Consider the following 20092-nt stretch of genomic DNA (forward strand, 5'->3'; position numbering starts at 1 on the left):
ACAGGTGAGCGAAGTGTCGATCTCCGAAGCCCGTGGCCGTCTGGCGTCGATCATCGACGACGCCCGGCACGAACCCGTCTACCTGACCCGGCGCAACAAGCGCGTCGCGGCCGTGGTCGACGCGGCCGTCCTCGACCGGTTGCTCGAGGCGGCCGAGGACCTGGACGACCTGGTCGCCTACGACAAAGCCGTCGCCGAGAGCGCCCGCATCGGTGGCGAGAACGTCAAGTGGGACGACCTCAAGCGCGAACTCGGCCTCGGGTGACGTACTCGGTCGAGGTCCTCCCGGCCGCGCAACGCGTCATCCGCAAGCTCCCGCTCGACGGGCGGCGGCGGATCGAGGGGCTCCTCGCGATCCTCGCCGAGCACCCTCGGCCGCCCGCCGCACGCAAGCTCGTGAACCGGCCCGGGTGGCGGGTCCGCTCGGGGGACTACCGGCTGATCTACCGGATCGACGACGGCAAGCTCATCGTGGTGGTCGTCGATGCCGGGCACCGGCGCGAGGTCTACCGGGATCGCTGACCGTCCGGCGCCCGAGCGGCGGGGTTCTGCCCCTGGAAGCGGGGGGAGACACGGACTCCCACGCCTGCGACACTCGGAGGACCGGTAATCCGCACGGTCCCCTCCGAGGCCCGACGCATCGCCGTCGACAGCCCGCAAAGGACCCCATGCTCCCTCCAGTCGACCGAACGGTCGTCTCCTCCGACGGCACCACCATCGCCGTCTCCGAGGCGGGGGACGGGCCGGCGGTCGTCGTCGTGGGCGGTGCCTTCGACCACCGAGGGACCCCGTACCTCGACCGCGTGGTCGCCGAGCTCGGCTCGACCCATCGCGTGGTGACCTACGACCGACGCGGTCGCGGTGCCAGCGGTGACTCCGCGTCGTGGGCGATCGAGCGCGAGGTCGACGACCTGCGTGCCGTCGTCGAGAGCATCGGCGCACCGACCACCGCCGTCGGCATCTGCGTCGGCGCCGGTGTCGTCCTGCACGGGCTCGCCACCGGACTGCCGGTCGACGGCGCCGTCCTGTGGGAACCGCCGTACCGCGCCTCGGTCGACCCGCACGCCGACGACGTCGTGTTCGCCGACCTGCTCGACGAGCACGTCGGCGCTGGCCGCCGGGCCCAGGCCGTCCGCGGGTTCCTGACCCAGGTGCTCGGGGTCCCGATGGGCCAGGTCACGGCCCTGCGGCTCAAGGGGTCGCTCTGGCGCTCCCTGGTCGTCGACGCCCACGTGCTCAGCCGCGAGGTCCGGGTGCTCAACGGCCTCGCCGTGCCCGAGCGGGTCGCCGCCGCGGTCGGCGTACCGGTGCTCGTCGGCGCCGGTGGCGACGGACTCGAGTGGATGCGACGTGCGGCCCGCGCCCTCGTCGACGCGGTGCCCGGTTCGGAGTACGCCGAGGTGCCCGGGCAGGGACACGTCCCCGCCCCGGCGGCCCTCGGAGCCCTGATCGACCGCGTCCGGAGCCGGATCGTCTCGCCCAGCAGCTGACTGCGAGAGGATGGGCGGGTGAACGCACCCCGCCTCGGTCTCCTGCTCGACGTCGACGGGCCCATCGCCAGCCCGGTCTCCCGCACCATCGCGATCCCGAGCATCGTCGCGGACCTCGTCGCGCTCGCTGCCGAGGGCATCCCCATCGTCTTCAACACCGGCCGCAGCGACGCCTTCATCCGCTCCGAGGTCGTCGGTCCGCTGCTCGCCGGGGGCCTCGCCGAGGGTGGCCGCGTCCACGCCGTCTGCGAGAAGGGTGCCGTGTGGTGCTCGATCGGTCCGCAGTACGACGGCGGCATGGGCGAGCTGACGGTCGCCGAGGACCTCGCGCTGCCGCGGGACTACGCCGACGAGATGCGCGAGCTGGTCCGCGACGAGTACGCCGACCTGGTGTTCTTCGACGAGACGAAGCGCGCCATGGTGTCGATCGAGCAGCGCGTCGAGGTGCCGAACGCCACCTACCTGGCCCGCCAGCCGGAGTTCGACGCGAAGGCCATGGCCGCGCTCGAGCGTCGCGGGCTCGGTGTCCGCCGACTCGACGACGTCCGACCCGACGCCGACGGTGCCGTGCAGTGGCGCATCGACCCCACGATCATCTCGACCGACGTCGAGTCCGACCGCAGCGGCAAGGACCTGGGTGCCGAACGCTCGCTCGAGCTCCTCGGGCAGGACGGCGAGCTCCCGGTCACCTGGCGCACCGTGGGGGACTCCCGCAGCGACTACGCCATGGCGGACTGGCTGCACGCCCACGGCCACGAGGTCGCGCACGTCGACGTCCGTCCCGCCGACGGGGTGCCGGCCACGCCCTACCCGGTGCTCACCGCGCCCGACGGCGTGATCCACGACGAGGCCGGAGCCCGGTTCCTGGCGGACTGGCGCGCGGGCCGCTGACGCGAGCAGAACCGCATCCCGCTGACGCGGCCGCAACCGCGCCCCGCTGACGCGGCCACGGCCCTGGACGCACCCGTCGGCCGACCGAGCGGTGCGCGCCGGACCGCCGCCGCGCCTCCCGGCCGTCGCCGGACCGGACCACCGTCCGGGCGGACGCTTTGCGTGACACAGTGGTACACCAGTACCCTTCCGAGGTCCGCCGCCAGCCGATGACGGGATCCACCCCATGGCAACGAAGCTCCGCATCAAGTCGATCGAGGCCTCCCTGGCCGACTCCGAGGAGCAGGGCAGGTCCCTGAAACGCTCCCTGAAGACGTTCGACATCGCCGCGATGGGGATCGCGGTCGCCGTCGGCGCCGGCATCTTCTCGGTCGGCGCGAACGCCGCCGCGAACTTCGCCGGGCCCGGCGTCATCATCTCCTTCCTGCTCGCCGCCGTCACCTGCGGCCTGGCGATCATGTGCTACGCCGAGTTCGCGTCGACGATCCCCGTCGCCGGCTCCGCGTACACGTTCACCTACGCCACGATGGGTGAGCTGCTCGCCTGGATCGTGGGCTGGGACCTCATCCTCGAGACCCTCACGGCCAGCGCCGTGATCGCGAAGTACTGGGGCATCTACCTCAGCGAAGCGTTCAAGGTGTTCGGCGTCGACCTGCCCAGCACGATCCAGCTCGGTCCGATCCCGTTCACCTGGGGGCCGGTGCTCATCGTCGGGATCTTCACGGTGCTCCTCGCCTTCGGCACCCGCCTGTCGTCGCGGGTGTCGGCGGTCATCACGGTCATCAAGGTCGCCATCGTCGTGTTCGTCATCGTCGCCGGTGCGTTCTTCGTCAAGGCCGCGAACTTCACGCCGTTCATCCCGCCGGCCGAGCCCGCCAAGGGTGCCGAGGGCAGCGTCTGGACGCAGTCGCTCGTGTCGTGGTTCACCGGTGCGGAGCCCGCCCAGTACGGCGTCTTCGGCCTGCTCGCCGCGGCGTCCCTGGTGTTCTTCGCCTTCATCGGGTTCGACGTCGTCGCCACCAGTGCCGAGGAGACCGAGAACCCGCAGAAGACGCTGCCCCGTGGCATCTTCATCGGCCTCGGCATCGTGACCCTGCTCTACGTCGGCGTCAGCATCGTCATCACCGGCATGGTCTCGTACCAGCGCCTGGCCGAGGAGGACACACCGTCCCTGGCGTCGGCGTTCAACATCGTCGGGCTGCCGTGGGCCGCCGGCATCATCGCCATCGGTTCGCTGATCGGTCTGACCACCGTCGTCATGGTGCTGCTGCTCGGGCTGTCCCGCATCGTCTTCTCGATGAGCCGCGACGGCCTGCTGCCCCGCTGGTTCTCGAAGACCAACCCGAAGACGCAGACACCGGTGCGCGTGCAGGTCGTCGCCGGTGTCGTCGTGGCGCTGCTGGCCGGGTTCACCGCGGTCGACAAGCTCGAGGGCATGATCAACATCGGCACGCTGTCCGCGTTCGTCCTGGTGTCGATCGGCATCGTGGTGCTGCGCCGGTTGCGGCCCGACGCGCCGCGGGCCTTCCGGGTGCCGTGGTCGCCGGTGCTCCCGATCATCTCGGCGGTGCTGTGCTTCTGGCTGATGCTGAACCTCGAGGTCGAGACCTGGCTCCGGTTCGTCGTCTGGCTGGCCATCGGCTTCGTCATCTACTTCGGCTACAGCCGTCGCCACAGCCGCGTCGGCCAGCGCATGCAGTAGGGCGGCTCCGCCTCGCCGGAACCAGGTTCCGGACACAGCACCGCGCGTTCGCGTGGTGCTGTGTCCGATTCGCGGTGCGCCAAGCGCGCCGCCGCCACTACGCGCCGACGAGCAGCAGCACGCCGAACGCGAGCATCACGACGGCGACCAGGCCGTCGAACACCCGCCAGGTCAGCGGCTTCTCGAACAGCGGTCGCAGCAGGCGTCCACCGAACCCGAGGGCCCCGAACCACAGGCAGCTCGCCGCGACGGCACCGATCGTCCAGAGCCACCGGTCGTCCGCACCCTGCTGGTTCGCCACCGACCCGAGGAAAACCAGCGTGTCCAGGTAGACGTGCGGGTTCGCCCACGTGAAGACGAGCATGGTCAGCACGGCCGTCCGCATGGTCACCACCTGGCCGGGAGGCGCGGTGCGCGTCCGCCGCGCCGCCACCGTCGTGCCGGTGGTCGCGTCCACCCCCGCGCCCGCGTCCGCGCTGGCGCCCACCACACCGTCGTCGGCCGCTTCGTCGGCGACCCGCATCGCGTCCCCCGAGGGCCGCAGCGCGCGCCGCGCCGCGAGCACCCCGTACGTGAGCAGGAACGCGGCACCGACGAACCGGATCACCAGGAGCGCCACGGGGAACCGCTCGACCACGGCGCCGACCCCGAGCACCCCGGCGACGATGAGCAGCGCATCCGAGACCGCGCACACCACGACCGCCGCGGCCACCACCCGGAGTCCTGCGCTGACCGCGAGCCGGAGCAGGTACGTGTTCTGCACACCGATCGCGACGATCAGTGCGAGGCCGGTGCCGAGGCCGGAGAGCAGGGGCAGGAGCGAGGTCACGATCCGACGCTAGGGCCGGGTGCCGGTGTAGTACAGCTCACGTTCCTGCAGCGCCGTAAGCTCAGCTGCATGACCCGGTTCCAGCGCGAGCACCTCGAGACGCTGCTCGCCGCCGTCGACCACGGCACGCTCGACGCGGCGGCCCGTGCGCTGGCGATCACCCCGTCGGCGGTCTCGCAGCGGATCAAGTCGATGGAGCAGCAGGTCGGTCGGGTCCTGCTCCAGCGCACCACCCCGGTGCGCCCGACCGCGGACGGCGCAGTGGTGCTCCGGCACGCACGGCAGGTCCGGCTGCTCGACGAGGAGACCTCCCGAGCCCTCGGCGGTGGATCGTCGGTGGTGCCGTCGATCCCGCTGGCCGTGAACGCCGACTCGCTCGGCACCTGGTTCCTCGACGCCCTCGCCCTCGTGCGGGCCGACACCGAGGTGGTCTTCGACCTGCACCGCGAGGACCAGGACCGCACCGCCGAACTGCTCCGCGCCGGCACGGTGATGGGTGCCGTGACGGCCGAGGCGGATCCGGTGCAGGGCTGCTCGTCGGTGCCGCTCGGCATCGACCGGTACCGGGCCGTGGCGTCCCCGGTGTTCGTCGCCCGCTACCTCGGCGACACCGACACCGAGCGGCGGATGCTCCGGCGGCTCGACGAGGTCCCGCTCGTCGACTACGACCGCGACGACGACCTGCAGCAGGGGTACCTGCGTCAGGTCCTCGGCCACGCTCCCGGAGGCCCGCGCCACTTCGTCCCGACCTCCGCCGACTTCGCCCGTGCGGTCACGCTCGGGTTCGGGTGGGGGCTGCTGCCCGAGGCGCAGTGCCTCGAGGCGATCGACCGCGGTGTCCTGGTCGAGCTGGCCCCGGGCCGGCACGCGGACGTGGCGCTGTGGTGGCAGCGCTGGAACCTGGCGTCACCCCTGCTCGAACGGGTCACCGACGCCGTCCGTGCGACCGCGTCGTCGCGACTGCACCCCGCGCGTCAGGTCTGACAGCGCGGACACCAGTACGTGTCGCGCAGGGTGAGCTCCGAGTCACCGAGTTCGCCGTGCCGGATCGGGGTCCCGCACCGCAGACACGGCTTGCCGGCACGGCCGTAGACCCAGAACCGTCGGCCGGGGCGGTCGACGCCGGTGGTGACGCGGGCACTGCGGTCACGGTTCGCCAGGATCAGTCGGCTCGCGAGCGTGATCGTCCGCGCCGGGTCCGGTACCTGCCCGACCGGACGCGTGGGCAGCACCCCGCGCAGGAAGCAGAGTTCGTTCCGGTACACGTTGCCGAGCCCGGCGAGCACCCGCTGGTCGAGCAGTGCCAGCCCGACCGGGCGTTCGGGGTCCTCGGTCAGGTTGGCGAGCGCCAGGTCGGCGTCCCAGTCCGGGCCGAGCAGGTCGGGCCCCAGGTGTCCGACGACCTCGGACTCCTGGTCGCGCGGCACGACCTCGAGCACCCCGAGCGCGAAGCCGACGGTCGAGACCCCGTCGGCGTCCAGGATCGCCCGGGCCTGGTGCGCCGGACGTCGCCAGCGGTCACCGGGCGCGTAGACGTCCCATCGGCCCTCCATCTTCAGGTGCGAGTGCACGGTCAGGTCGCCGATGCGGTGCAGCAGGTGCTTGCCGCGGGGGACGACCTCGTCGACGGTGCGGCCGACCAGGTCGAGGGTCGCGAACGCGGGGACGCGGAAGTCACTCTTCGTCAGGACCTTGCCCGCCAACGCGGTGTGCAGGCGGCGGGCAGCCCGGTAGACGGTGTCGCCTTCAGGCACGGGTCACCTCCGGCACGTGGTCGCTGCACTGCCGGGAGGCGCGGCTCGCCTCACACACGGAGCCGCAGCCCCTGCGGGGTCGCCGTGAACCCCGCGGCCCGGAGCGCGCCGCCGAGCGGCGTCTCGAGCACGAAGTCCCCGTCGACCCGCTCGACCGAGAGCTTCCGCAGCCCGGTCCGGACGATGCCGGCGATCGAGGCCGCCGCGGCAGCGAGGTCGGCGGCGTCGTCGGTGAAGGTCAGCACCGACTTGCCACCGCGCTCCACGTACACGGTGAGCTTGCCGTCGACGGTCGTCACGAGGGCACCCGCCTTGCGCCCGGGCCGGTGGCCCCGAGCGGTCTTCGCGCCGCTGCCGACCGCAGTCCCCGACGGGGTGGGTTCGACGTCGTCGGCCACGAGACCGGGGTCCGTGTCGCCCGTCGGCCACGGCAACGATGCCCCGAACGGGTTCGCCGGGTCGGTCGCGGCGAGCGTGAGCACCTCGCGCTTCCGGTCCGGATCGTTGCGCTCGTCGTCGCCGAGTTCGCGGGCGTAGGTGCGCAGCCGGTCGACGGTCGGACCGGTGGCGAACTGGGCGGCACCGAGCCCCTCGACGAAGTACCCGCGACGAGCCCGGCCGGACTCCTCGAAGCGCGAGAGCACCCGGTACACCCCGGCGAAACCACCCCGGACGCCCTCGACCTGCACGGCACCGCGGGTGACGACGCCGTAGCGTTCGAGCAGCTGTTCGGCGGTCGCGGCGGCCCGCACGGTCGAGTCGGACTCGGCCAGCGGCAGGAGCGACCAACGACCCCCGACGGACGGCGGCCCGGACTGCGTCGGCATGGTCGGACGCCGACGGCCGCGGTAGGCCCGAGCACGCGGAGCACTCGAGCTCTTCGCCTTGCCACCGAGCATCGAGCGCAGCGGGGCGAACGTGTCGTTCGTGATCTGCCCGGCCCAGACCAGGTCCCACAGCGCGGTGGTGAGCGCCTGGTCGTCACTGCTGCCCACGGCCTGGCCGAGCTGCCGGAAGAAGTACGCGCCGCCGCCGGCCAGGGCGCCGAGCACGTCCCGCTGCAGTTCGGTCGTCTCGTCCCCGGAGGGCTCGGCGAGCGTCGTCGCCGCGGTGTCGGCCAGGTGCAGGCGCACCCAGCCGTTGTTGCCGGGCAGGGTGCCCCCGCCGGACCACAGGACCTCGCCGGTGGCGGTCAGTTCGTCGAGCATGCTCGTCGAGTAGTCGGTGACGCGCGACGGCAGCACCAGGGTCTCCCAGGCGCTGGCGGGCAGGGCGACCCCGGCGAGCTGGTCGATCACCTGCAGGACGCCGTCGACGCCACGGAGCCCACCGCGGGTCCCGGGGGTCTGCACGTGCTGCCACGCGGGCAGGAACCGGGCGAGGGTGTCCGGCGAGACCGGCTCGACCTCGTGCCGCAGCGCTGCGAGGGACTTCGTGCGGATCCGTCGCAGGACCTCGGCGTCACACCACTCGGCACCCTGGCGATCAGGGCGGAACTCGCCCTCCACCACCCGGCGGTCGGCGACGAGTCGGCGCAGGGTGTCCTGCACGACGGCGATGCCCAGCCCGAGGCGACCGGCGGCCTCCTGCGCGGAGAACGGCCCGTGCGACCGGGCGTAGCGGCCGATCAGGTCACCGAGGGGGTCGGCCACGGGCTCGACGAACGCCGTGGGCACGCCGATCGGCAGCGGGACCCCGAGGGCGTCGCGCAGGCGGGCGGCGTCCTCGATCACGGCCCAGCGCGTCGCCCCGGCGTGCGAGAACGAGAGCACCCGGCGGTCTCGCTCCAACACCTGGAGCGTGCTGCGCAGTTCGGCGGTCGCCGCTGGACGGTCGGCGGTGTCGGCGAGCCAGCTCCGGTCGACCGCTTCGTCGAGGTCGAGCGCGCCGACGAGCCGCAGCACGTCCACGAGTCCCTCGGCGTCACGGGCACGGCGGTCCGGCGACAGCCGCTGCAGGTCGCGCTCCACCGAGGTGATGACCGCCGGGTCGAGCAGCTCGCGCAGCTCCGCACGGCCGAGCAGTTCTCCGAGCAGGGTCGAGTCGAGCGACAGGGCCGCTGCCCGGCGTTCGGCGAGCGGGGTGTCCCCCTCGTACATGAAGGCCGCGACGTACCCGAACAGGATCGAGCGGGCGAACGGCGACGGCTGCTCGGTCTCCGTCTCGACCAGGCGGATCCGGCGTCCGGCGATGTCGTCGGCGATCCCGAGCAGCGCGGGCACGTCGTAGACGTCCTGCAGCACCTCGCGCACGGTCTCGAGCACGATCGGGAACGTCGGGTACTTCTGCGCGACCTCGAGCAGCTGCGAGGCCCGCTGCCGCTGCTGCCAGAGCGGCGACCGCTGCCCGGGGTTCCGACGGGGCAGCAGCAGGGCGCGCGCCGCACACTCACGGAACCGCGCGGCGAACAGTGCCGAGCCGCCGACCTCGTCGGTGACCAGGGCCTCGAGGTCGTCGCGCTCGAACACGAACAGGTCGGCACCCGGCGGTTCGGCGTCGGTCTCCGGGATGCGGACGACGATGCCGTCGTCGGCCGCCATCGCGTCACCGTCGATGCCGTGCCGTTCGCGCAGCCGTGCGGCGACCGCGAGGGCCCACGGCGCGTGCACCTGCATGCCGTAGGGCGAGTGCAGGATGAGCCGCCAGTCCCCGAGCTCGTCGCGGAACCGCTCGACGACGAGCGTGGTGTCGTTCGGCACGTGACCGGTGGCCGCGCGCTGGTCGCGCAGGAAGGTCAGCAGGTTGGTGATCGCGCGCTCGTCCAGTCCACCGGCGGCGACGCGGGCGCGGGCGTCGTCGTCCGACGCGCCCTCGACCTCGCGCACGAACGCACCGGTCGCCCGGCCGAGTTCGGCGGGCCGGCCGATGCCGTCGCCCTTCCAGAACGGCACGCGTCCGGGCTGCCCGAACGCCGGGCTCACGACGACGCGGTCGTGGGTGATCTCCTCGATCCGCCAGCTCGTCGCACCGAGGGCGAAGACGTCGCCCACGCGCGACTCGTAGACCATCTCCTCGTCGAGCTCGCCGACGCGGGACGCCTTCTCGCCGACCATGAAGACGCCGAACATGCCGCGGTCGGGGATCGTCCCGCCGCTCGTCACCGCGAGTCGCTGCGCACCGGGGCGCCCGGTCAGGGTGCCGTGCACGCGGTCCCAGACCAGCCGTGGCCGGAGTTCGGCGAACTCGTCGCTCGGGTACCGGCCCGTGACCAGGTCGAGCGTCGCCTCGAACGCCGATCGGGGCAGGCCGCTGAACGGGGCGCTCCGCCGCACGAGCTCGAACCAGTGCTCGACGTCGAGGGTGTCGATCGCCCCGGCCGCCACGGTGTGCTGCGCCAGGACGTCGAGCGGGTTCGCCGGCACCGAGATCGACTCGATCTGGCCCGTGACCATCCGCTCGACCGTGACCGCGCTGTTGACCAGGTCGGCCCGGTGCTTCGGGAACAGCACGCCGCGGGAGATCTCGCCCACCTGGTGTCCGGCACGACCGACGCGTTGCAGGCCGCTCGCGACGGAGGGCGGCGCTTCGACCTGGACGACCAGGTCGACCTCGCCCATGTCGATGCCGAGCTCGAGTGAACTCGTCGCGACGACGCACCGCAGCCGACCGGACTTCAGGTCGTCCTCGATGATCGCGCGCTGGTCCTTCGACACCGAGCCGTGGTGTGCGCGGGCGAGCACCGGGACGGAGGCGTCCGAGCCCCCGCCGCCCGTCTGCCCGGACCCGCCGATCAGCTGCGCTGGCGGGCGCTTGGCCCCCTGGGGTGCGACGACGTGCGCCGAGGTGCGGGCCGGTGACTGCGGGCGGCCCTGCGCCACGGGCAGGCCGTCGTCGTCCGGGGACGCCCCGGCCGGCACCAGCACGCCGTCACCGGCGGCGGCGAGCACGCGTTCCTCGTGGATCTCGTTCAGTCGAGCCGTCAGCCGTTCGGCCAGCCGCCGCGAGTTCGCGAACACGATGGTCGAGCGGTGTTCCTCGATCAGGTCGACGACGCGCTCTTCGACGTGCGGCCAGATCGACCCGTTCGTCGGCGACTCGGACGCGTCCGCACCCACCGGCGGCGCCCCGAGCTCGGTCATGTCGTCGACGGGCACGACGACCCGCAGGTCGAAGGTCTTCTGTGCGGGCGGCGCGATGATCGTCACCGGCGCACGGCCACCGAGGAACCGCGCGACCTCTTCCGGTGGGCGGACGGTCGCGGACAGCCCGATGCGCTGCACGGGCTTGTCGAGCAGGTCGTCCAGGCGCTCGAGCGACACGGCCAGGTGTGCACCGCGCTTGGTCGAGGCGACCGCGTGGACCTCGTCCACGATGACGGTGTCGACGTTCACCAGGGTCTCGCGCGCCTGCGAGGTGAGCATCAGGTAGAGCGACTCGGGCGTGGTGATGAGGATGTCCGGCGGCTGGCGCAGGAGCTTCTGGCGGTCGGACGACGGGGTGTCACCGCTGCGCACACCGACCGTGACGTCGGGCGGTTCGGTGCCGAGGCGCCGAGCGGTCTGGGTGATGCCGACGAGCGGGCTCCGGAGGTTGCGCTCGACGTCGACGCCCAGGGCCTTGAGCGGCGAGACGTAGAGCACCCGCGTGCGCTGCTTCGCCGGTGGGCGGTCCGTCGCGCTGATGAGCCGGTCGATCGACCACAGGAACGACGCCAGGGTCTTGCCGGAGCCGGTCGGGGCGATCACGAGTGCGTGCTGCCCGGTCGAGATGGCGTCCCACGCCCCGGCCTGCGCGGGCGTCGGTGCGTCGAAGGCGCCGCGGAACCACTCGGTGGTCGCGGGGGAGAAGCGCTCGAAGACGTCCGTCATGGTCCGTCCCATCCTGCCCGCCACCACCGACAGCAGGCCGAGCGCACGTACCCCTTGACAGAGCGATAGTTACCGATCTATCGTAAACACATCGCGATACGACGAAGGCGATCAGGTCAGACCGGTCGCGAGCCGACTCAGCACGACGAAAGGACTCCTCATGCGCCCCATGCACAACGACAACGACAACGACAGCAACCACCACCCGCGCGGCCCCCGCTTCGGCGGCGCGCGGCAGCACCACGGCGCCGGCTTCCCCGGCCGTGACCGCGGTGACCACGACCACGGCGGCCGCGGCTTCGGTGTTCGCGGGTTCGGCCCCGGCTTCGGCCCGGGCATGGGCTTCGGCCCCGGTTTCGGTGGACCCGGCTTCGGCCGCGAACGCCGTCGCCGCGGTGACGTCCGCCTCGCGATCCTCGGTCTGCTGGCCGAGGGCCCGCAGAACGGGTACGCCGTGATCAAGACCATCGCCGAGCGCACCGGTGGTGCCTGGAAGCCGAGCCCCGGCTCGGTCTACCCGACGCTCCAGCAGCTCGTCGACGAAGACCTCGTGGTCTCGTCGGGTGACGGCCGCAAGACGCTCTTCGAGCTCACCGACGCCGGCAAGGCCGAGACCGAGGCCAAGGCCGACGAGATCGCCGCGGCACTCGACGGGGCCCCGGGGATCCCGGACGCCCAGCGCGAGTTCTTCGAGGCGCTCCGGAAGACCATGGGCGTCCTGCAGATGTACCGCAGCACCGCGACCGAGGAACAGGCCAAGGCCGCCACGGCCAAGGTGGACCAGCTCCGCAAGGACCTGCTCCAGATCCTCGCCGACTGACGGACGTCACCCGTGACGGACAGGAGGCCCGGTGCCAGCTGGCACCGGGCCTCCAGTCCGTCCGCACATCGTGAGCAGCAATGGTCGGGTCCGCACGTCGGACCCGACCATTCGTGCTCACGAAGCGCGCTCCGCAGCGCTACCCCGCGCCGACGAAGGCGGCCACGTCCACCAGCTCCGCCGTCGACACGGCGTGCGGCAGGCCCGCGTAGGAACGGTCGGTCACGTCGGTGTGCGCTGCGGCCCACGCCTGCGTCCGGGCGGTGGCCTCGGGCGGGATCACCGGGTCGAGGTCGCCGTGCCCGAGGAACACCCGCGGCCGCACGGCCGACACGGCCTCGTCGCGCGAGTCCGTGACACCCGGCACGACGAACCCCGACAGCGACACCGCGAACGCGAACGCCGCGGGCCGGGCGCGCAGCAGCTGGAGCGCCATCGAGCCGCCCTGCGAGAACCCGAGCAGCCCGATCCGCGGGTGGTCGGCGGCGACGGAGTCGATCCAGTCGAGCACCTCGACGGTCGCGGCGTCCACCGCCTCGGGCGCGGGGGAGCCGGGCGTGCCGAGCGGGTACCAGCTGAAGCCGGGCCCCCACGGCATCGTCGCCCGGAGCGACGCGACCGTCCACGCGGGCGGCAGCGCGGGGGCGAGGCCGAGCAAGTCGTGCTCGTTCGACCCGACCCCGTGCATCGCCACGAGCAGGGGTGTGCCCCGCCGGTCGGAGGTACTCCGGGTCCACTGCACCAGGTCCGCATCGATCATGTGGACAACGCTAACCATCCCCAACTCCCGCGCCTTCCGCCGAACTCGCCGCCGTCCCTGGTAGACACGGTGCATGTCCTCGCTGCGCACCCCCGATCCCGACTCCGGCTGGCTGTCCGACGAGGAGCTCGCGAACGTCCGCCGTCGTCTGCCGATCTGCTACGTCGAGGCGGTCCCCGTCCGCACCGACGGCCTCGGCGTCGTGACCGAGGTCGGCGTGCTGCTGCGGGTCTCCCCGAGCGGTTCGATCGCCCGCACCCTGGTGTCCGGTCGTGTGATGTTCGGCGAGTCGATCCGCACCGCGCTGTTCCGCCACCTCGAGAAGGACCTCGGGCCGATGGCGTTCCCGCAGCTGCCCTCGAGCCCGACGCCGTTCACCGTGGCCGAGTACTTCCCGCTGCCCGGCGCCTCGGTGTACACCGACGAGCGGCAGCACGCGATCTCGCTGGCGTACGTCGTCCCCGTCACGGGGACGTGCGAGCCCCGGCAGGACGCCCTCGAGCTCACGTGGATGACCCCGATGGAAGCCGCGTCCGACGCCGTCGCCGACGAGATGGAAGGCGGCCGCGGCGCACTGCTGCGGGCTGGTCTGGCATCAGTCGGCGCCCTGCACTAGCCCCACGCACGACGAAGCCCCCGGATCCGATCGGATCCGGGGGCTTCGCAGCGCGGTTGCGAACCGGCTTCAGTGCTTGTCGTCCTTGAAGCTGTCGGCGACGCCGTGCGCGGCGTCCTTGACGTCGGTGACGCCCTGCTTCGCCGAGGCCTTGCCCTGGTCGGTCTGGCCTTCGGCCTTCAAGCGGTCGTTACCGGTCGCGTTGCCGGCGGCTTCCTTGACCTTGCCTGCCGCCTTCTCAGCGGCGTTCTTGATGTCATCGATGCCAGCCATAGGCACTCCTTCCAGAAGCGGACGTGTTCCCCGTCAGCCGCTTGCGCGGCATCCGGTGAAGCCGACCGTACGCCCGGTGGAGTACCCCACCCCCAGCCCCCGCCAAGGTTCGCCACCACACTCACGCAAAACACCGGTGTTCACGGATCACACCCCGGGATGCGGGGGTTCGAAACGTGAACACCGGTGTCTTGCGGGCATCGACGCGCTCAGGCCGACGGGGTCAGGCCGAGCGGGTCAGACCGCGTGGGTCAGGCCGCGATCGTCAGTGGCGGTCGGCAGCGCCGGCCGGACGGGAGGCGCGGCGCGAGCCACCACGGCGGTTGCCGCCCGACTCGTTGCCGGACCGACCCGCGGCGTAGCCGCCCTCGGACGACCAGACGGCCGACGAGCCGCCGCGCACGACGTCGCTGCTGCCCGAGCGGCGGTTGCCGCCGCTGCGGCGACCACCGGTCGAACCGGCGGCTGCGGCACCGGAGCGCCCTGCGCCCTCGGAACGTGCGCCACGGGCCGGACGGCCCTGACGGCCCCCGGCCGAACCGGCGGACTCGCCAGCCGAACCGGAGCGCGCGGGCTGCGCCGCGCCTCCCGACCGACCGCCGCGACCACGGCGACGACCGCCGCCGTCACCGGCGGACTCGGCCGAGCGCTGCTTGGGCTGACGCTGCTGGGTGGGCTGCTCCTCGGCCACGTGGCGGATCGGGGCGACCTCGCCGACGAGCGCGGTGACGGCCGGGGAGGTCGCCGAGACGTGCTGCGGCGTGACCTTGATCGCGGCTGCACGCATCATCTGCGCGACGTCGCGACGCTCGGCGGGCATCGTCACGGTGACGACGTCACCGGACGAACCGGCACGCGCGGTGCGGCCCGAGCGGTGCAGGTACGCCTTGTGCTCGGTGGGCGGGTCGACGTGCACGACGAGCTCGACGTTGTCGACGTGCACACCGCGGGCGGCGACGTCGGTGGCGACGAGCACGAGGGCCTCGCCGGAGGAGAACTTCGCGAGGTTGCGCTCACGGGCGCCCTGCGACAGGTTGCCCTGCAGGTCGACGGCCGGGATCCCCTGGCTGCTGAGCTGCTTGGCGAGGCGCTTGGCGTGGTGCTTCGTGCGCATGAAGAGGATGCGGCGACCGTTGCCCGAGGCGAGGGCGCTCACGAGGTGCTTCTTCGCGTCGGCGTCGGCGACCTCGAACAGGTGGTGGGTCATCGCCTCGACGGGGCTGTTCGCCTCGTCGACGGAGTGCATCACCGGGTTGTGCAGGAACTTCTTGACGAGCTTGTCCACGCCGTTGTCGAGCGTGGCGGAGAACAGCAGTCGCTGCCCGTTCTCGGGCGTCGCCTGCATGATCTTGGTGACGCCGGGCAGGAAGCCCATGTCGGCCATGTGGTCGGCCTCGTCGAGGACGGTGACCTCGATGTCGCCCAGGTTCACGTGACCCTGCTGCATGAGGTCGGCGAGGCGACCCGGGCAGGCGACCACGACGTCGACGCCGCCGCGCAGGGCGTCGACCTGACGACCCTGACCGACGCCACCGAAGATGGTCGTGGTGTTGAGGCCCATGGCCTTGGCGAGCGGGGCGAGGGCGACGTCGATCTGCGTCGCGAGCTCACGCGTCGGTGCGAGCACCAGGGCGCGGGGGCGGCCGGCGCGGCGCTTGCGGCCGCTGGCGGCGAGGCGGGCGACGAGCGGGATCGCGAAGGCGATGGTCTTGCCGGAGCCGGTGCGGCCGCGGCCGAGGACGTCCTTGCCCTGCAGGGAGTCCGGGAGGGTGTCCGCCTGGATGGGGAACGCCATGTCCTTGCCCTGGTCGGCGAGGACGGAGACCATCGGCGCGGGGACGCCGAGGTCGGAGAAACGGATGTCTTCGGTGGTCATGGTGACCTTTCGAGCCGGAGCAGTCCGGCTGTGGGCGCGCTCTGAGGCAGCGCGCGGGCGGGATGCGCGCCAACGGATGTGGCTGGCGCAGTCGCCGCAGCAGAGAAGCCTGGGCACCTTCGTGAGGTGCTCGATCATCGACCAGAGTCCGGAGACAGGTGGTCGGGAGTTCGGGGCGTCCGTACGACGCACGAGGCGATCGGCGCCTCGAGTACGACCAGCATAGCGTGCACATCCCCGGAACAGCGAGGGCGGGGTCGTTCGCCGTGCGCGTGCGAGGATTCCGGGGTGCGCATGCGATCCGTCCTGTTGACCACCGCGATGGCCCTGGTGGCCGTCCTCGGCACGGCCGGCTGCGCCGAGGCCGCCACGACCAGCGCGGCCGGGAGCTACCGCAACCTGCCGACCTCGGGCCGCGTGGACTACCAGCTCGGCGGCGGGTACACCCCGCCCTCCGGCGTGACGATCGTCGAGCGCGACAGCACCGACCGCCCGGCGAAGGGCAAGTACAACATCTGCTACGTCAACGGGTTCCAGACGCAGCCCGAGGCCGCCCGCACGTGGAAGAAGTCGTACCCGTCGGCGATCCTCCGCGACCGCGCGGGCAAGCCGGTCTCGGACCCGGGGTGGCCGGACGAGATGCTCCTCGACACCCGGACCGCGGCCAAGCGTGCCCTGATCACGAAGGTGCTCGCGAAGACCGTCGCCCGCTGCGGTGACCGCGGGTTCGACGCGGTGGAGTTCGACAACCTCGACTCGTGGACCCGGAGCGGCAAGCGGCTCACCCGTGCCGGCAACCTGGCGCTCGCGAAGTCGCTCGTCGCCAAGGGGCACCGGCACGGCCTGGCCGTCGGACAGAAGAACACGCCGCAGCTCGGGGCGTCCGGCCGGAAGCAGACCGGGTTCGACTTCGTCGTCGCCGAGGAGTGCGTGCAGTACCGGGAGTGCGCCGCGTACACGAAGGCCTACGGCGGGCGGGTCATCGACGTGGAGTACTCGGGCACCCTCGAGCGCTCGTGGAGGTCGGTGTGCGGGCTGAAGAGCCGTCCGGCCATGACGATCCTGCGCGACCGCGACCTGGTGACCCCGAAGGACGACGCGTACGTGTACGAGCACTGCTGAGCGCTCGGGACGTTCCTTCCCAGAACGCCTGCGATGCCTGGTCGAATCGGGCGTACCGGGTCAGAACTTCCGACCGGGTACGCCCGGAACGACCAGGTACGCCCGGAAGCGCCAGAGCGCCAGCCCCGCGCCCGCTACGCCGGCCAGGCCTCGCGCAACGCGGTCGCGGCCTGGTCCACCGACAGCCCCGCCGAGCGCGCCGCGGCGGCCAGGGTACGAGCGGCCTCGGCCACGGCGTCCGGCACCGCCGCTGGTCGCACCACCCGGGTACCGGCGCCCCGTGCGGTGTGCACGAGCCCGGCCTCCTCGAGCAGCTGGTAGGCCTTCGCGACGGTGCCCGCGGCGAGCCCGAGCTCGTCCGCCAGCCCACGGACGCTCGGCAGCCGTTCGCCGTCCACCAGGTACCCGGCGGTGATCTGTGCGGCGATCTGCGATCGGACCTGCTCGAACGGCGGCACGCGGCCACCGACGTCGAGGGCGACGAGTCCTGTCATGCGTTCCACCCTAGAAGTCGTACTGCTCGCCGACGGGGATCGGGACCGGCACGGTGTTGCCCGGAGGCGCGAGCGGGCACGCCCACGCCGGGTCGTACGCGCACGACGGGTTGTAGGCGAAGTTGAAGTCGAGCACGAGCGACCCGAGGTCGTCGCCGCCCAGGTCCGAGCCCTTGATGGTGTCGAGCAGGTAGCGCCCGCCGCCGTAGGTGCCGCGGGCCTTGCCGGCGCTGGCGTCCTTGACCGGGACGAACACCCCGCCCGCGTAGCCGCCGTGCTTCCAGACGTCGAGCGTGCCGACTCCGGGGACCCGCACGAGTCCGAGCCGGTCGAAGTGGACGACACCGTCGGTGCCGGTCTCGAAGTCGAACTCGGCAGGCTCCGTGGCCTCGATGCGGACCTGGAACCGCCACGCCGGGTCGTAGTCCGGCACCGGCAGCGATTCGAAGTCGCGAGCGTCCGCGTCGAGCAGGGGCGACGCCGGGTGCTCCGCGAACATCGCGTCCCGCGTCTCGCGCCAGAGCGCGTGCGCCGTCTGGGGGTCCGGGGTGGCGCGGACGCGGCGGTACAGGTCGAACGTCATCCGCCGCCAATCCGTCGTCGCCAGCGTGCTGCGCACGCGGTCGTCGGTCGTCGGCTCCTGGGGGCGCGTCTGGCTCACGTGGTCGAGGCTACGCCCGCTCCGCGGTGGACGGGAGGCCCGACCCGCGTCGCGTCACTCGCCGTCGGTCCGCCAGGTGGGCGCGAGGGCGCGCATCCGGAACGCCCGCCACTGCCAGATGACCCACATGCCGGGCCACAGGGCGAGCCCGAGGACGGCCGGGCGCATCCGGTAGGTCAGGCGGTCGAGCAGCAGGGTCCGGCCACCCGGCGCGGGGACGACGGCCATCCGGTGCGACATCGTCATCCGCCCGAACAACCCGGACGTGCCGCCGCCGTTGTCGCGCTGCACGGGTACTCCCCGGACCTCGTACAGGTCGAGGTCGACGTGCGTGTCGCCGCTCGGCACCAGCCCGAAGGCGTCCGCGGTGATCGGGTGCGGGTGTCCCGGCTCCCAGCGCTCCGGGAACCCCCGGGGGTCGCGCGAGCGGTACGCCAGGAACGGCTTCGTCACCGCCACCATCACGGACGGGGACAGCAGGGCATCGCGCACGGCCTCGACCGGCGCGTCGAGGACGATCCGGAGGCCGACGTGCATGGCGGTGACGCTACGCCCGCGGGCTGGACGGTGCGCCGTGGCCCGCTGGGCGACCACGCAGGCGGCGACGACGCAGGCGCGACGACGCAGGCGCGACGCTTTAGGCGTGCCGGGCCGACCGGCGGCGGGACCCCTCGGCGCGGTCGTGCCGCCGGAGCCGCTCGGCCAGTCCGAGCCGCACGGCCGGCCACTCCGACGCGATGACCGAGAACACGACGGTGTCGCGCAGCGTGCCGTCACGGCCGATCGCGTGGTTCCGGAGGACGCCGTCCTGCTTGGCGCCGAGGCCCGCGATGGCCGCCCGGGACTGCAGGTTGTGCCAGTGGGTGCGGAACTCGACCGCGATGCACTGCCAGGCCTCGAACGCGTGCGACAGCATGAGCAGCTTCGACTCGGTGTTGATCCCCGAGCGCTGCGCGGACCGGGCCAGGAACGTGCTGCCGATCTCGACGTGGCGGTTGCCCGGGTCGATGTTCATGAAGGTCGTCGCCCCCACCACCCGGCCGGTCGGGCGGTCGCGCACGGCGAAGGGCACCATGCGTCCGGCCTCGTGCTCGGCGAGCCGCCGGTCGATCTCGGCCTCGACCTGTGCCGGGGCGGGCACGGAGGTGTACCAGGTGCGCCACAGATCGCCGTCCGCGACCGCCGCCCGCAGGTCTTCCGCGTGCTCCTGCCCGAGGGGCTCGAGCGTCACACGGTCGCCGGTCAGGGTGGGTACGGGGGCGATCTCCATGACCATGCATCCTAGGGTTGGCGACCCTGGTGGAACCCGGTCGGACGGCGACCCTGTGGAGAAGGACAGCATCGCCCGGGCGGCTATCGTGACGGACGTGGCAGAACGCACCCAGGAGAAGTACCAGGTCCGGTTCGCGTGGGGTCCCGGAGGTGCGGCACGGATCGCCCACGGCACCCACCTGCTCGTCTGGGTCGACGCCCTGCCGCCGACCCCCGACGCCGCAGCACAGCGCCGCGCGCTGCGGAACGTGACCGCCCAGCTGCCGCAGGGTCCGGAGGTCGTGCTCGGCCACCTCGGCAACGCGGCGGCGGTCGCGGAACGCGTGACGGGCCTCCAGGCCGCACGCGGGGACCGGTGCGTCGTCGCGATCGTGGCCGCCGGGCTGCACCACACCGCAGCCCTCGACGACGCGGCCGAGGCGGCGGGGGAGTCCGTCGACGTGGCCGACGCACCCGACTTCGCCGTCGAGGACCTGCTCGCCGCCGGAGCCGTCGTCGACGCGCTCACCGAGGTCGGCATCGACCACACCTCACCCGAGGCCGCTGCGGCCTGCGCGGCGTACACGGGGCTGCGCCGTGCCGTGCGGCACCTGGTCAGCGCATCCGAGGGAGCCGCCGTCCTGAGCCGTGACGACGTGCACGCGGCGCTCGCCGCGGGGCCGGACCTGCCCGTCCTGCGGGAATCGGGGGAGCGCGCGTAGCGTTCGCCCCGTCACGGAACCAG

General features: G+C 72.6%; 20 protein-coding genes. 10 read left to right on the plus strand and 10 right to left on the minus strand.

Annotated features, from left to right (window positions below; all coding sequences use genetic code 11):
- Positions 1 to 4 precede the first annotated feature (4 nt).
- The 5 genes from DEJ02_RS04975 to DEJ02_RS04995 all read left to right on the plus strand — a co-directional run bounded on the left by DEJ02_RS04975 (position 5) and on the right by DEJ02_RS04995 (position 4083).
- Positions 5 to 265, plus strand: a complete 261-nt coding sequence (locus DEJ02_RS04975) for a type II toxin-antitoxin system Phd/YefM family antitoxin (protein ID WP_258378663.1) — start codon at positions 5 to 7, stop codon at positions 263 to 265.
- Positions 262 to 522, plus strand: coding sequence for a type II toxin-antitoxin system RelE/ParE family toxin (locus DEJ02_RS04980; RefSeq protein WP_111032215.1), 261 nt, complete (start codon positions 262 to 264; stop codon positions 520 to 522). The genes DEJ02_RS04975 and DEJ02_RS04980 overlap by 4 nt, the downstream gene beginning before the upstream one ends.
- Before the next feature lie 146 nt (positions 523 to 668).
- Positions 669 to 1490 (plus strand): alpha/beta fold hydrolase, encoded by an 822-nt coding sequence (locus DEJ02_RS04985; RefSeq protein ID WP_111032216.1) that lies wholly within the window; start codon positions 669 to 671, stop codon positions 1488 to 1490.
- Positions 1491 to 1508: 18 nt separating this feature from the next.
- On the plus strand, positions 1509 to 2381 hold the full coding sequence (locus DEJ02_RS04990) for a hypothetical protein (RefSeq protein ID WP_110859458.1): 873 nt from the start codon (positions 1509 to 1511) through the stop codon (positions 2379 to 2381).
- 226 nt (positions 2382 to 2607) lie between these two features.
- Positions 2608 to 4083: an APC family permease gene (locus DEJ02_RS04995; protein WP_111032217.1), complete on the plus strand. Its 1476-nt coding sequence runs from the start codon at positions 2608 to 2610 to the stop codon at positions 4081 to 4083.
- Between the two features lie 97 nt (positions 4084 to 4180).
- Here the strand turns inward: DEJ02_RS04995 and DEJ02_RS05000 are convergent, their stop codons facing one another.
- Positions 4181 to 4912: a LysE/ArgO family amino acid transporter gene (locus DEJ02_RS05000; protein ID WP_220038363.1), complete on the minus strand. Its 732-nt coding sequence runs from the start codon at positions 4910 to 4912 to the stop codon at positions 4181 to 4183.
- Between the two features lie 69 nt (positions 4913 to 4981).
- Here DEJ02_RS05000 and DEJ02_RS05005 point away from each other — a divergent pair, with 69 nt between their 5' ends.
- Positions 4982 to 5896, plus strand: a complete 915-nt coding sequence (locus tag DEJ02_RS05005) for a LysR family transcriptional regulator ArgP (protein ID WP_111032219.1) — start codon at positions 4982 to 4984, stop codon at positions 5894 to 5896.
- On the opposite strand, the gene DEJ02_RS05010 is transcribed toward DEJ02_RS05005, so the two are convergent.
- Positions 5887 to 6666 (minus strand): Fpg/Nei family DNA glycosylase, encoded by a 780-nt coding sequence (locus tag DEJ02_RS05010; RefSeq protein ID WP_111032220.1) that lies wholly within the window; start codon positions 6664 to 6666, stop codon positions 5887 to 5889. The two genes, DEJ02_RS05005 and DEJ02_RS05010, sit on opposite strands and share 10 nt — an antisense overlap.
- A gap of 50 nt (positions 6667 to 6716) precedes the next feature.
- The gene (locus DEJ02_RS05015) at positions 6717 to 11474 is read right to left on the minus strand and encodes a DEAD/DEAH box helicase (protein ID WP_111032221.1); all 4758 of its coding nucleotides are present in this window, start codon (positions 11472 to 11474) and stop codon (positions 6717 to 6719) included.
- A 160-nt stretch (positions 11475 to 11634) separates the two neighbouring features.
- Here DEJ02_RS05015 and DEJ02_RS05020 point away from each other — a divergent pair, with 160 nt between their 5' ends.
- Positions 11635 to 12294, plus strand: coding sequence for a PadR family transcriptional regulator (locus tag DEJ02_RS05020; RefSeq protein WP_111032222.1), 660 nt, complete (start codon positions 11635 to 11637; stop codon positions 12292 to 12294).
- Positions 12295 to 12433: 139 nt separating this feature from the next.
- Here DEJ02_RS05020 and DEJ02_RS05025 read toward each other — a convergent pair whose 3' ends face one another.
- Positions 12434 to 13054, minus strand: a complete 621-nt coding sequence (locus DEJ02_RS05025; protein WP_111032223.1) for an alpha/beta hydrolase — start codon at positions 13052 to 13054, stop codon at positions 12434 to 12436.
- 73 nt (positions 13055 to 13127) lie between these two features.
- On the opposite strand from DEJ02_RS05025, the gene DEJ02_RS05030 reads away from it, so the two are divergent.
- Positions 13128 to 13670: an NUDIX hydrolase family protein gene (locus tag DEJ02_RS05030; protein ID WP_071406188.1), complete on the plus strand. Its 543-nt coding sequence runs from the start codon at positions 13128 to 13130 to the stop codon at positions 13668 to 13670.
- 69 nt (positions 13671 to 13739) lie between these two features.
- Here DEJ02_RS05030 and DEJ02_RS05035 read toward each other — a convergent pair whose 3' ends face one another.
- Entirely contained in the window at positions 13740 to 13943 is a 204-nt protein-coding gene (locus DEJ02_RS05035) for a CsbD family protein (protein ID WP_027466762.1), read from the minus strand.
- Positions 13944 to 14208: 265 nt separating this feature from the next.
- Positions 14209 to 15819: a DEAD/DEAH box helicase gene (locus DEJ02_RS05040; RefSeq protein WP_111032224.1), complete on the minus strand. Its 1611-nt coding sequence runs from the start codon at positions 15817 to 15819 to the stop codon at positions 14209 to 14211.
- A 294-nt stretch (positions 15820 to 16113) separates the two neighbouring features.
- Here DEJ02_RS05040 and DEJ02_RS05045 point away from each other — a divergent pair, with 294 nt between their 5' ends.
- Positions 16114 to 16941 carry an endo alpha-1,4 polygalactosaminidase gene (locus tag DEJ02_RS05045; RefSeq protein WP_258378668.1) on the plus strand — a complete coding sequence of 276 codons (828 nt, stop codon included), beginning with the start codon at positions 16114 to 16116 and terminating at the stop codon, positions 16939 to 16941.
- 134 nt (positions 16942 to 17075) lie between these two features.
- Here DEJ02_RS05045 and DEJ02_RS05050 read toward each other — a convergent pair whose 3' ends face one another.
- From DEJ02_RS05050 to DEJ02_RS05065, 4 genes are all read right to left on the minus strand, one after another.
- Complete coding sequence (locus DEJ02_RS05050; RefSeq protein WP_258378664.1) at positions 17076 to 17435, minus strand: GntR family transcriptional regulator; 360 nt, start codon at positions 17433 to 17435, stop codon at positions 17076 to 17078.
- 10 nt (positions 17436 to 17445) lie between these two features.
- On the minus strand, positions 17446 to 18018 hold the full coding sequence (locus DEJ02_RS05055; protein ID WP_111032288.1) for a DUF1684 domain-containing protein: 573 nt from the start codon (positions 18016 to 18018) through the stop codon (positions 17446 to 17448).
- A gap of 132 nt (positions 18019 to 18150) precedes the next feature.
- Positions 18151 to 18633: a hypothetical protein gene (locus tag DEJ02_RS05060; RefSeq protein WP_111032227.1), complete on the minus strand. Its 483-nt coding sequence runs from the start codon at positions 18631 to 18633 to the stop codon at positions 18151 to 18153.
- A gap of 100 nt (positions 18634 to 18733) precedes the next feature.
- Complete coding sequence (locus DEJ02_RS05065) at positions 18734 to 19372, minus strand: GNAT family N-acetyltransferase (RefSeq protein WP_111023265.1); 639 nt, start codon at positions 19370 to 19372, stop codon at positions 18734 to 18736.
- A gap of 91 nt (positions 19373 to 19463) precedes the next feature.
- Here DEJ02_RS05065 and DEJ02_RS05070 point away from each other — a divergent pair, with 91 nt between their 5' ends.
- Positions 19464 to 20069: a hypothetical protein gene (locus DEJ02_RS05070; RefSeq protein ID WP_239001361.1), complete on the plus strand. Its 606-nt coding sequence runs from the start codon at positions 19464 to 19466 to the stop codon at positions 20067 to 20069.
- The last annotated feature ends 23 nt before the right edge of the window (positions 20070 to 20092 follow it).

This window comes from Curtobacterium sp. MCLR17_042 (genome assembly GCF_003234695.1).
Lineage (GTDB): Bacteria > Actinomycetota > Actinomycetes > Actinomycetales > Microbacteriaceae > Curtobacterium > Curtobacterium flaccumfaciens.

Coding starts and splice junctions, on each gene's coding strand:
- DEJ02_RS05050 (WP_258378664.1), bottom strand. CDS start 17,435: ATGACAGGACTCGTCGCCCTCGACGTCGGTGGCCGCGTGCCGCCGTTC.
- DEJ02_RS04985 (WP_111032216.1), top strand. CDS start 669: ATGCTCCCTCCAGTCGACCGAACGGTCGTCTCCTCCGACGGCACCACC.
- DEJ02_RS05035 (WP_027466762.1), bottom strand. CDS start 13,943: ATGGCTGGCATCGATGACATCAAGAACGCCGCTGAGAAGGCGGCAGGC.
- DEJ02_RS04995 (WP_111032217.1), top strand. CDS start 2,608: ATGGCAACGAAGCTCCGCATCAAGTCGATCGAGGCCTCCCTGGCCGAC.
- DEJ02_RS05015 (WP_111032221.1), bottom strand. CDS start 11,474: ATGACGGACGTCTTCGAGCGCTTCTCCCCCGCGACCACCGAGTGGTTC.
- DEJ02_RS05040 (WP_111032224.1), bottom strand. CDS start 15,819: ATGACCACCGAAGACATCCGTTTCTCCGACCTCGGCGTCCCCGCGCCG.
- DEJ02_RS05065 (WP_111023265.1), bottom strand. CDS start 19,372: ATGGTCATGGAGATCGCCCCCGTACCCACCCTGACCGGCGACCGTGTG.
- DEJ02_RS05030 (WP_071406188.1), top strand. CDS start 13,128: ATGTCCTCGCTGCGCACCCCCGATCCCGACTCCGGCTGGCTGTCCGAC.
- DEJ02_RS05020 (WP_111032222.1), top strand. CDS start 11,635: ATGCGCCCCATGCACAACGACAACGACAACGACAGCAACCACCACCCG.
- DEJ02_RS05045 (WP_258378668.1), top strand. CDS start 16,114: ATGCGATCCGTCCTGTTGACCACCGCGATGGCCCTGGTGGCCGTCCTC.
- DEJ02_RS05025 (WP_111032223.1), bottom strand. CDS start 13,054: ATGATCGATGCGGACCTGGTGCAGTGGACCCGGAGTACCTCCGACCGG.
- DEJ02_RS05060 (WP_111032227.1), bottom strand. CDS start 18,633: ATGCACGTCGGCCTCCGGATCGTCCTCGACGCGCCGGTCGAGGCCGTG.
- DEJ02_RS05005 (WP_111032219.1), top strand. CDS start 4,982: ATGACCCGGTTCCAGCGCGAGCACCTCGAGACGCTGCTCGCCGCCGTC.
- DEJ02_RS05055 (WP_111032288.1), bottom strand. CDS start 18,018: ATGACGTTCGACCTGTACCGCCGCGTCCGCGCCACCCCGGACCCCCAG.